This is a genomic window from Desulfurispora sp., from assembly GCF_052744395.1.
In genome coordinates this window covers 14,313-26,312 of the sequence record NZ_JBRAJI010000005.1, presented here as the reverse complement: position 1 = coordinate 26,312, position 12,000 = coordinate 14,313, and the positions used below count along the sequence as shown (strand labels likewise).

Annotated in this window: 7 protein-coding genes; 3 read left to right on the top strand and 4 right to left on the bottom strand. The window is 55.0% G+C overall.

The genetic code is table 11. The features are described from left to right. Positions 1 to 704: 704 nt before the first annotated feature. The 3 genes from ACUVTU_RS02205 to ACUVTU_RS02195 are packed head-to-tail and all read left to right on the top strand — an operon-like array spanning position 705 to position 5,163. Positions 705 to 1,223, top strand: coding sequence for a 4Fe-4S dicluster domain-containing protein (locus ACUVTU_RS02205; RefSeq protein ID WP_445888331.1), 519 nt, complete (start codon positions 705 to 707; stop codon positions 1,221 to 1,223). Between the two features lie 23 nt (positions 1,224 to 1,246). Beyond that, positions 1,247 to 2,098, top strand: coding sequence for a CoB--CoM heterodisulfide reductase iron-sulfur subunit B family protein (locus ACUVTU_RS02200; protein WP_445888330.1), 852 nt, complete (start codon positions 1,247 to 1,249; stop codon positions 2,096 to 2,098). Between the two features lie 23 nt (positions 2,099 to 2,121). Beyond that, positions 2,122 to 5,163: an FAD-dependent oxidoreductase gene (locus tag ACUVTU_RS02195; RefSeq protein ID WP_445888329.1), complete on the top strand. Its 3,042-nt coding sequence runs from the start codon at positions 2,122 to 2,124 to the stop codon at positions 5,161 to 5,163. A 210-nt stretch (positions 5,164 to 5,373) separates the two neighbouring features. On the opposite strand, the gene ACUVTU_RS02190 is transcribed toward ACUVTU_RS02195, so the two are convergent. The 4 genes from ACUVTU_RS02190 to ACUVTU_RS02175 are packed head-to-tail and all read right to left on the bottom strand — an operon-like array spanning position 5,374 to position 11,855. Further along, positions 5,374 to 6,300: a methylenetetrahydrofolate reductase gene (locus ACUVTU_RS02190; RefSeq protein WP_445888391.1), complete on the bottom strand. Its 927-nt coding sequence runs from the start codon at positions 6,298 to 6,300 to the stop codon at positions 5,374 to 5,376. A 5-nt stretch (positions 6,301 to 6,305) separates the two neighbouring features. Then, positions 6,306 to 6,974, bottom strand: coding sequence for a methylenetetrahydrofolate reductase C-terminal domain-containing protein (locus tag ACUVTU_RS02185; RefSeq protein WP_445888328.1), 669 nt, complete (start codon positions 6,972 to 6,974; stop codon positions 6,306 to 6,308). Further along, positions 6,971 to 7,417 carry a hydrogenase iron-sulfur subunit gene (locus ACUVTU_RS02180; RefSeq protein ID WP_445888327.1) on the bottom strand — a complete coding sequence of 149 codons (447 nt, stop codon included), beginning with the start codon at positions 7,415 to 7,417 and terminating at the stop codon, positions 6,971 to 6,973. Before ACUVTU_RS02180 ends, ACUVTU_RS02185 begins: the two co-directional genes overlap by 4 nt. A 1-nt stretch (position 7,418) precedes the next feature. After that, the gene (locus ACUVTU_RS02175) at positions 7,419 to 11,855 is read right to left on the bottom strand and encodes an NAD(P)-binding protein (RefSeq protein ID WP_445888326.1); all 4,437 of its coding nucleotides are present in this window, start codon (positions 11,853 to 11,855) and stop codon (positions 7,419 to 7,421) included. Between the last annotated feature and the right edge of the window lie 145 nt (positions 11,856 to 12,000).

Sequence of the window (12,000 nt, the reverse complement as noted above, 5' to 3'; positions counted from 1 at the left end):
TCAATATTCTGTTAAATTGTGCCAGAAAGAAAGCTGGCTCATCAGTAAGCCAGTTGAACAAAAAGCATGATACCAGCGAGTGCTGTGAACTGGTATCGCCATGCTGGATGAACAATTCAATAAATACAGCCTTTGTATACAATATAAACTTATGCTTTACATCTGTCAAGTGGAACTTTTATATTGGTTTTGAAAATTTATATAAACAAAAGGCCCGGCCGTCACACCCATTAAAATTGGGCAAAATTACTGAATAATATGAATATTTGTTTAATATCTCAAACCTTATGGTAGATAATTAAAATTTGCTATTTAATTCTTACTTTTTTGCTTGACAATCATTATTTCAAAATCTACAATAAATTTTAAGTAATTTGCGATGATTTCCACAATGATTTTGCAATACTGAAGCTATTATCTGGTTTTTCAACTATTTCGCCACAACTTTACAGGGCAGATGCGGATATCAGTTTTTCATTGGTATATGCAACCAACTTTTTAATTTCAACATTTAGTAAAAGCGTAATTTTCCCAAATTATGAACATAATCTTTTATTTCGCCATTTATAATTATCCGCGAAGTACCAGCAAATCATTTACACAAAAAAGAGGTTTTATCATAGATATAGCGAATTTGTTTTATAGCCCTATGAAATATTTAATTGATATATTGCGCAAAGCATACTGCAAAGGGGGTTATACCTGTGGGATTTCTGGAGGATGTCAGAACGCGCAGCAAACAACCGGTGGAGCTTTGCTTTCAATGCCAGAAATGCGCATCCGGTTGCTCCATTGCTGAACATGCCGATCTCTATCCCAACCAGGTCTTGCGCCTGATCCAGCTGGAAGACCAGGACAGAGTGTTTAACAGTTCCATGATCTGGATGTGCACCGGATGTGAAACGTGCGGTGCCCGCTGTCCCAACGGGATCAAAATCAGCGAAATTATGGACGCGTTAAAGGAAATGGCCATCGAGCGTGGCACCATCAAGGAAAAGAAAATCCACCTTTTCAATGATATTTTCCTGCACACCGTAAAAAATCACGGACGCATTCATGAAGCTGTAATGATGGCCAATTACAAGATAAAAAGCGGCGACCTGTTTTCCGATATGGATCTGGGCTGGAAAATGTTCTTGAAGGGTAAATTGCCTGTTTTTTGCCGTGGTGTGAGAGCCAAAGACGAGGTAAAACATATTTTTGACAGGTGCAACGCCGGCTAAATGAAGAGAAAGGAGCTAATGTCTTGGAACTGGCATATTATCCTGGTTGCTCACTGGAAGCGAGTGCCAAAGAATACAATCTTTCCGCTCTGGCGGTGAGCATGGCGCTGGGCCTGCGCCTGAAAGAACTGGATGACTGGGCCTGCTGTGGAGCCACCTCCGCCCACAGCACCAACCACATGCTTTCCCTGGCTCTACCCGCTCGCAATCTGGCCATCGCCCAGGAGGGCGGGCTGGACATTACCATACCCTGTGCGGCCTGCTACAGCCGCCACAAAAAAGCCGACTACGTGCTGCGCCACGATCAGCAAAAACGCAGCGAACTGGAGGATATTGTTAATTTTAAATACCAGGGAAATATTAAAGTACTTTCCCTGTTGGAAACTTATTACGACAAAGTGGGGCTTAAAGCCATTGCCGGGAAAGTGGTAAAACCATTAACCGGTCTGAAGCTGGCCTGCTACTATGGCTGTCTGCTGGTTCGCCCCCCCGAAATCACCGGATTTGACAACCCGGAAAATCCGGTCTCGCTGGATCAAATTATGAGTGCCATCGGTGCCCAACCAGTTAAATGGTCTTACAAGACTGACTGCTGCGGCGCCAATCTGAGCGCCACCAGCAGTTCCACGGTGACACCTCTGGTCACCCGGATTATCAATATGGCCGTAGAGGCTGGAGCCCAGGCCATTGTTACCGCCTGCCCGCTGTGCCAGCTGAATCTGGAGGTGAGGCGGGACAACTGTGCCGACATCCCGGTGTTCTATTTTACTGAACTGCTGGGCCTGGCCATGGAGCTGCCGGGCAGCGACAAATGGCTGATCAAGCACTTTATCGATCCCATGCCTCTACTGCGCTCTCTCAAACTGATGGCCTGATTTTTACAATGGGGGTTTAACAAGTGAATCACAATCTTGAACAGGACAGACAGATTACCGGTGCTGTTTTGATCATCGGTGCGGGCATCAGTGGGATGCAGTCCGCCCTGGACCTGGCCGAAATGGGTTACAAAGTGCATCTGGTGGAGAAATCGCCGGCCATAGGCGGTCGCATGCCCATGCTGGACAAAACCTTTCCCACCAATGACTGCTCCATGTGCATACTCTCTCCCAAGCTGGTGGAGTGCGGCCGGCATCGCAACATCGAAGTGCACACTCTGGCCGAGATCACCGCACTTTCCGGCGAACCGGGCAATTTCACCGTCACGGTTAAAAAGCATCCCCGTTATGTGGACCCGCAAAAATGCCTGGGCTGTGGAGCCTGCGCCACCGAATGTCCCCAGGAGGTGCCCGACGAGTTCAACCAGGAGATGGGCCTGCGCAAGGCCATCTACAAACTCTACCCGCAGGCATTCCCCAATGCTTACGTCATTGATAAGGAAAACTGCCTGGAGTGCGGCGCCTGTGAAGAGGTCTGCCCGGCCGGTGCCATTGATCACAGCATGGAGGAAGAAGAAATTACCCTGCAGGTGGGTGCTATTATCCTCTGCCCCGGTTTTGAGTTGTTCAATGCACGACTGCGGGGTGAATTTGGCTATGGCGTTTATGATAACGTCATCACCAGCCTGCAGTTTGAACGCATGCTCAGCGCCTCGGGACCCTATCGCGGCCATGTCCAGCGCCCTTCCGACGGCCGGGAGCCGCAAAAAATAGCCTTTATCCAGTGTGTGGGTTCGCGGGATATCATCAACGACTGCGGATACTGCTCGGCGGTGTGCTGCATGTATGCCACCAAAGAGGCCATTATCGCCCGCGAACACGTACCGGGACTTTCCAGCACTATCTTTTGCATGGATGTACGGGCTTACGGCAAGGACTTCGAGAAATATTACCAGCGGGCCCAGGAGCAGTACGGTGTGCGCTATGTGCGCTGTATGATTTCCACAGTGAAGGAACTGCAGCAGAGCAAAGACCTGCGCCTGCGCTACCGGACAGCGGACGGTCAAATGATCGAGGAAGACTTCGACCTGGTGGTACTTTCAGTCGGATTGCAGCCCACCGCCGATGCGATCGAGATGGCCAGTATCCTGGGACTGGAGCTGAACCAGTTCAATTTTTGCCAGACCAGAGAGCTCACCGGTGTAGCCAGCAGCCGGCCCGGAATTTATGTAGCCGGCGCTTTTTCCGGCCCCCGGGATATTCCGGAAACCGTCATGCAGGCCAGTGCGGCTGCCGGAGATGCTGCCGCCTTTTTGGCCCCGGCCAGAGGCGCTCTGGTGAGTGCCAAAACCTTTCCGCCCGAGCGCGATGTCACCGGCGAAGAACCGCGTATCGGTGTCTTCGTTTGCCACTGCGGTATCAATATCGGCTCGGTGGTTAATGTACCGGAAGTGGTGGAGTTTGCCGCCCGGCTGCCTCACGTTGTGCATGCCCAGGAAGGGCTGTATGTTTGCTCTCAGGACAGTCAGGCCCAGATGAAACAGATCATTGATGAAAAAAAGCTCAACCGGGTGGTGGTGGCCTCCTGCAGCCCGCGTACCCACAAGCCCCTGTTTCAGGAAACCATGCGGGATGCCGGCCTGAACAAACAGCTCTTTGAGATGGCCAATATCCGCGACCAGTGCTCCTGGGTGCACCAGAACCAACCTGACCGGGCCACCGCCAAGGCCAAGGATCTGGTCAAGATGGCCGTGGCCAAGGCAGCAACTCTGCAGCCGGTAAAACCGGTCACGGTAGGCGTTGTGCCGGCGGCCCTGGTAATCGGCGGCGGTGTGGCCGGTATGACGGCCGCGCTCGGCCTGGCCGAGCAGGGGTACGATGTGCACCTGGTAGAAAAAGAGGACCGGCTGGGCGGTGTGGCCCGGCGCATCCGTCAGGGCTTCCGGGGAGAGAACATTCCCGCCTATCTGGAGGACCTGGTATCTCAGATTGACCGCAATGGGCGGATCAATGTATATACCGGCAGCCAGGTCGTTGAAGTATCCGGCTACATGGGCAATTTTACCAGCAAGCTATCCGACGGCAGGCAAATCCAGCATGGCGTAACCATAATTGCTACCGGCGGAGAGGAACTGAGGCCCCGGGAGTACCTGTACGGTCAGAACCCGCGGGTGCTCACCCAGCTGGAAGCCGAAGCCGATCTGGCCGCTTCCGACTCCCGCCTGCGCAGTGCCGGCACGGTTGCCTTCATTCAGTGCGTCGGATCCCGGGAACCGGAGCGGCCGTACTGCAGCCGGGTTTGCTGCAGCAAAACCATGCAACTGGCCATAGAGATTAAAAAGCATAATCCGCGGAGCCGGGTGATTGTTTTCTACCGCGACATTCGCACCTACGGTTTCCTGGAAGAACTGTACCGTCAGGCCAGAGAATGCGGTGTCATCTTTATTCGCTACGATCTGGAACATAAACCGCTAGTTAATGAGCAAAACGGACGGCTGAGCATTCGCGCCTTTGATCCCATCCTGGGGCAGGATCTGACTTTCTCCCCGGACATGCTGGTACTGGCCACAGCCATCGTGCCGGCGGAAAGCAACGGCCGCCTTTCCCAGTTGTTCAAGGTGCCGCTCAACGCGGATCGCTTTTTCCTGGAGGCCCACATGAAATTGCGCCCGGTAGATTTTGCCTCGGAAGGCGTTTATATGTGCGGCCTGGCTCACGCCCCCAAAAATATCGAAGAAAGCATTGCCCAGGGCAAGGCGGCAGCCGGCCGGGCGGCAACCATACTGGCCCGCGACTATTTGGAAGCCAAAGGGGTCACTGCCCGGGTGCAACAGGATAAATGTGCCGCCTGTTTGACCTGCGTGCGCCTTTGCCCCTTCAACGCCCCGCGCCTGGGACCCAACCACAAGGCGGAGATCGAAGCTGTGATCTGCCAGGGCTGCGGTACCTGCGCCGGGGAATGTCCCAACAAGGCCATTGCTCTGGAAGGGTACCGGGACACCCAGTTCATGCAAATGGTGGATCAGCTTTACTCACCTACAGTGGCGGAGTCTGCGGCCAGGTAATACTCGCGGCCAGATCGACGCAATAATGCATCACTTTCACCCTGACGGCATAAACTAAATCGATCTTTTTTAATGTGCCCCGGTAGCTTTCCGGGGCACATTAATATTTAACCAAAATCCACCTCCCAAAACAAAGGCCCGGCTATGCGCATCAGAACGCATACCGGGCCTACCTTTACTATGATCTATTCAGTAGCTCAAACGGGCGCGTTACTCCACTGCTGGCCGCGGGTACAGGCCGCAGCGCTGCACAATCTCGGGTACGATTTCCTCCCAGGCGATGGCCATGATGTGCACACCGTGCACGCCCTTGATGTTCTCCTTGATATACTTGATCTGCTCCACGCAGATGTCCACGCCCTCTTTTTTGGGATCTTCCGCGTTTTTCAAACGTTGCACCAGTTCTTCCGGCACAATCATGCCGGAAACACTGGTCTGCATATACTTGGCCGCCCGCCAGCTCTTGAGCGGCGTAACTCCGGCCAGGATGTGCGCCCGTTCGTGCAGTCCCCGCTCGCGCACCATTTCCATAAAGCGTTCAAAGCGCTCCATGTCAAAAATGCACTGGGTCTGAATGAACTGGGCCCCCGCCTCGATTTTCTTCTCCAGCCGGGCCACCCGGAATTCAAAAGGATCGGCGAACGGGTTGGCCACAGCACCGATAAAGAAACGGGGCTCGTGTTCCTTGATGGGCTCGCCGCAGAAAAAGACCTTTTCATCGCGCATTTTGCGCACAGCATTAATCAACTGAATCGAGTCAATATCATAGACGTTTTTGGCTGTGGGATGGTTGCCAAACTTCTGGTGGTCGCCGGACAGGCAGAGCAGGTTGCGCAACCCCAGGCTGTAGGCACCCAGCAGGTCAGCCTGAATGGCTATGCGGTTTCTGTCCCGACAGGTCATTTGCACTATGGGCTCAATGCCGCAGTCCCGCACATGCACAGCCGTGGCAATGCTGGAAATCCGCACAATGGCGGTCTGGCAATCGGTAATATTGGTCGCGTCCACATAGTCACGCATCATTTCGGCATGATGGCGTACACCGTGGGCCGAGGCATGCTTCGGGGGACCGATTTCCGCTGTTACCACGAAATGTCCGCTGTCCAGCAGTTTTTGCAGTTTGCTTTCGGTCTGCACGGTACTCACTCGATGATCACATCCTCCCTGGTTGCCCGGCGCGGCCCGCCGTCCCGGGACTTGGACCAGTCTTTAAAAGGCTCTATGGCCAGAAGTTTATCCAGTTTACCCAGCTTTTTCATTCGATCATAGATGAGCTGCCAGGCACAATCCACATCCTTGCTCACTTCGCACTTGCCGTACTGGGAACCTCCGCAGGGACCGTTTAAGATGCTCTTGGAGCAGCGAATGATGGGACAAATGCCGCCGGTTTTGTGCAGCACACAGTCACCGCACAGGCCGCATTTTTCCTCCCACCGGCCATGTACCACCGAACCACCGATAAACTTGGTGTCCAGGGCCGGTACCACCCATTTGTCAAAGCGCTCGGCCAGATACTGCACGCCCACGCCACAGGCCAGCGACACTATGGCGTCCACATCCTTGACCACTTCATCCAGGGCCGCCACATATTCCGGATCGCACTGCCGGGTGGCCAGGTAGGTTACTGTCTGCAGCGGATTACCCTGCAGGCGGCGCATGATCCGCAAAGCCGAAGCCAGTATTTCAGTTTCTTTTTCTCCACCGGCCAGACAAACCGCCACACAACCGGCACAACCAATGAAGGCGACCTTCTGGCAATCGGCAATCATGGCCGCGATATCCTGCACAGGCTTTTGCTGGGCAATAATCACTTCTCCGCACCTTCTTTCCCGGAGCAGTCGCCAGCATGACGATTCAAGGGGCTGGGGCCCAGCTGGCGGATGCGTTCAGTCATTTCATTGGCTATCTCGGCGAAACGCGGGCCCATGGCCGCAGACAGGTTATAAAACTCCAGACGCTCACTGCCAAAACCAATCTCATCCAGCAGTTTTTTCACCGCCTGCACCCGCTTTTTAGCCCGGAAGTTGCCTTTTAAGAAGTGGCAGTCACCTTCCAAACAACCGGCCACATACACTCCGTCCGCACCCTGCTCAAAGGCGTTTAATAGAACACGGTGGTCGATATTTCCCGAGCAGGTCATTTCCACCACCCGAATGTTGGGCGAATACTGCAGGCGCATGGAGCCGGCCAGGTCGGCTGCGGAATAAGCGCAGTAGTGGCAGCAAAAGGCGACAATTTTCGGTTCAAAACTCAATTTAACAACCCTCCCCCTGATACAGGCCGCGCACCATGCTCATGTAGATGGCATCATTGTAGCTCTGCAGGGTAATGGCTTTGTTCGGGCATTCACCGGCACAGGTACCGCAGCCCTGGCAGAGCACGGCCTCGATTTCGGCAGCATAATTGTTAATCTTGGGCGCATTGAAGGGGCAGAGGCGGACACAGGTCAGGCAGGCCGCACATTTGTCTTGCTGCACCTGGGCCACCACACCGTGTGACTGCAGCTGATCCTTGGCCAGTATTGTGCAGGCCCGGCTGACCGCCGCTCTGGCCTGGGCAATGTTCTCGTCAATGGTTTTGGGCCCGTGGGCCAGTCCGGCCATATAAATGCCCTCGGAGGCAAAGTCCACGGGACGCAATTTCATGTGGGCCTCCAGGAAGAAACCGTCCTCGTTCAGCGGCACCTTGAAGATATTGTTCATCTTCTTGTTGTCCTCAGCCGGCAAAATAGCGGCCGCCAGGCACAGCAGATCGGCATCGATAACCACCGGCACACCCAGCACATGGTCGGTTACTGTAACCTGTACCTGATCGCCGCTGGGCACAACCTGCGGTTTGTTGTCCACGTTGTAACGAATGAAGATGATGCCCTTCTGTCTGGCTTTGGTATACAGTTCTTCATAGAAGCCATAGGCCCTGATGTCCCGATAGAGCACAAACACACGGGTTTGCGGCTCTTTTTCCTTCAGTTCCAGAGCCAGTTTGAGCGTTTTGGCACAGCATACCCGGCTGCAGTAACGGCGCTGTGGCTCCCGGGAGCCCACACACTGGATGAACACGGCCGTCTGCACCTGGTTGAGGCGCTCATCGCCGGCTGCCATTGCCTCGGCCAGTTCCAGCTGGGTCAGCACAGCCCTGTGCTGGCCGTAGAGATATTCAGTGGGTTTGTACTCAGCACCGCCGATAGCGATGATCACCACACCGTGCTTGACCTGCCGGCCATCAGACAGCGTGGTAGTGAAATTACCCAGGAAACCCTTCACTTCCTGAACTTCCACGCCTGTGTATACACTGATCAGGGGATTGGTCGTAACCTTTTCCACCAGTCCTTGCAGATATGAGGCGATATCCTCACCGCTTAAGCCGCTGCGCATCCGGCGAGCCAGCCCGCCCAGCTGGTCTGCTTTCTCCACCAGGTGCACCTGGTAACCCTGCTCGGCCATGGCCAGAGCGCTGTTCAGACCGGACACGCCGCCCCCGATCACCAGAGCCGCCTTGGTAATACCCACCGGTTGCTGGTGAATGGGCCTCAGCAACGCCGCCTTGGCCACCACCATTTTTACCAGATCCTTGGCTTTTGCGGTGGCCTTGTCCGGCTCATGCATATGCACCCAGGAGCACTGATCGCGAATGTTGGCCATTTCAAACAGATAGCGGTTCAGCCCGGCTTCCATCAGGGTCTCCTGGAAGAGCACCTTGTGCGTACGCGGGCTGCAGGAGGCCACCACCACCCGGTTCAGCCTGTGCTCCTCGATAGCCTGGCGGATGGCGGCCTGGCTGTCCTGGGAGCAAACATAGAGGTACTCACCGGCATAAACTACGTTCGGCAGCGTTTTGGCCATTTCCACCACTTCGGGTACTCGTACCACGCCACCAATGTTGATCCCGCAGTTGCACACAAACACGCCGATGCGCGGTTCTTCACCGGAAACATCACGCTCGGGCGGGTAGTACTTTTCTTTGATCAACGTGCCGCGCACAGCGGAAAGCATGCTGCCGGCCGCTCCCGCCGCCGCGCTGGCCTGCATGACGGTTTCCGGAATATCCTTGGGACCGGCAAAGGCCCCGGCGATGTATATCCCCGGTTTGTTGGTGTCCACACCGGTGAGCGGTGCCGGCTGGGCAAAACCGTACTTGTTCATGTCCAGGCCCAGCTTTTGACCCAGCTCAATTACGGACGGTGATGGCTGCAGGCCTACCGAAAGAACCACCAGATCGTATTCTTCCTGATGCAGTTGCCCGTTCTCATCGGCGTAACGGATAATCAGATTTCTGCTCGGGTCGTTTTTCTCATCTATTGCAAATATTCTTGATCTTACAAACCTGACCCCGCTTTCTTCCCGGGCCCGGTCGTAATATTTTTCAAAGCCTTTGCCAAAGGTGCGCATGTCCATGTAGAAGATGGTGGTTTCCAGCGGTTCGGCACTGTGCTCCTTGGCAATCACCGCTTCTTTGATGGCATACATGCAGCACACCGATGAGCAATAACCATGTTCTTCGCGAATGTTGCGCGATCCCACACATTGAATCCAGGCTATGCGGCGTGGCTCCTTATGATCATAGGGTCGTACCAGATGACCCTGGAAGGGACCCGATGCGCTCAGCACCCGCTCAAATTCCAGACTGGTCAGTACATTGGGGTATTTACCGTAGCCGTAGTAGGCCAGCCGGGAGGCATCATATTTTTCGAAGCCCGGGCAGAGCACAATGGCTCCCACCTGAATCTCCAGCTCTTCTTCCTGCTGATCGTGACGGATGGCACTGGCCAGACAGGCTTTCTCGCACTCCAGGCATTCGGAGCAAACTCCGCAGTTCAGGCAGCGCTCCGCTTCCTGCCGGGCCTGCTCCACCGCCATGGCCTGAGCCACCTCGACAAAGGATTTGCTGCGCTGGGCGGGTTCGCTGTGGGAGGCTTTTTGCTGCTCCTGAACCGGAATCTCTTCCTTCTCAAAACGGAAGGGAGCAATTTCCTCCTCCGCCACCGCAAACTGGCGCCCCTCTTTCAGGTCCATACCCTGCAGATAGCGGTCAATGGACTCGGCTGCCGTCTTACCGGCCGCTATAGCCTCAATTACCGTTTTGGGACCGGTTACGGCATCGCCACCGGCAAATACGCCGGGTATGCCGGTAGCCAGGGTCTGCGGATCGGCTACGATAGTGTTACCGCGCCCCAACTCCAGGCTGGCGCCTTCCAGGCAGGCGACATCGGGCTGCTGGCCCACGGCCAGAATTACCGTATCCACTTCAATCTGATATTCGCTGCCCGGTACGGGCACCGGACTGCGCCGCCCGCTGGCATCGGGCTCCCCAAGCTGGTTTTTAATCAGCTCAATGGCGGAGAGTTTCCCACCATTGCCGACAAAGGCTTTGGGGCTGTGCAACATGGTGAACACAATGCCCTCTTCCTTGGCCTCGGCAATCTCTTCCGGCAGAGCGGTTATTTCAGCTTCGGTACGGCGGTAGATGATCTGCACCGACTCGGCACCCAGGCGCAGGGCGGTTCGTGCACAGTCCATGGCTGTATTGCCGCCACCGATCACCGCCACACGCCGGCCGATCTGCACCGGCTCACCCAGAGCCACCTTGCGCAGGAAAGGTACGCCGTGGACAACACCCTCCAGGTCCTCGCCGGGAACATTGAGACTCTGACCCCGGTGGGCGCCAATGCCCAGGAACACAGCTTCATAACCTTGCTGGCGCAGTCCGTCCAGCGTGATGTCCCGACCCAGGGCGGTGTTGTATTTAATTTCCACGCCCAGTTTGGTGATCAGGTCAATCTCCAGATCCACCCATTTCTTGGGCAACCGGTATTCGGGAATACCCACCCGCATCATGCCGCCGCCAACCGGCAAAGCTTCAAATACTGTCACTTGATAGCCGCGTTTGGCCAGTTGATAGGCGCAGGACAGGCCGGCCGGACCGGCACCAATTATTGCGACTTTTTTGCCTTTTGCTTCCATAACTGCTGGCAGCGGCAGTTCGCTTAAATTGCTGTAAGCGTAATCAGCGGCAACACGTTTTAGCTGCACGATGTTTACCGGCTCATCCACCCGGCCCCGATAGCACTTGCTCTGACAGGGATGGGTGCACACCCGGCCACAGGCCGCCGGGAAGGGGTTATCGCGATAAACCATCTGCCATGCTTCCAGCAGTTTACCCTTCTTGATCAGTTGGACATAGCCCTGAGCATTCACTCCAGCCGGACAGGCCGCCCGGCAGGGAGGAGTGCCGGCCTTGTCAATTACAAAGGCATTGGGGAAGGCCTGGGCATAATGCTTGTAAACAGCCTTGCGCTGGCCCAGTCCCTGGTTGAATTCACTCTGCACTTCTACCGGACAGGCGCTGGCGCATTCGCCGCAAGCCTTGCATTTGTCCAGATCAATATAGCGGGGCGACTGGCGCACCCTGACCTTGAAATTGCCCGGCTCGCCGCTTACTTCCTCAACCCTGGCACAGGTTAATGTTTTTACATTCAGGTGTCGCCCGCACTCCACCAGCTTGGGCGACAGGATGCACATAGAACAATCGTTGGTGGGAAAAGTTTTATCCAGCATGGGCATAGTCCCACCAATGGCCGGGGAATTTTCCACCAGGTAGACATAATAGCCGGCTTCCGCCAGATCCAGGGAAGCCTGGATACCGGCAATGCCCGCTCCCACTACCATGACTGCCCCGACTTTCTCAGCACTCATTGGCATCACATCCGTCCTGTGAATTTTATTAAGTGTGCAAACGGGCACACCCGGCACGCTAAAGACGTTGGGCGCGCCCGTTTTTCACACATATCACCCTAATTGTCTGCGGATGTATTTTGGATGTCTTGTGCTCTGATCATTG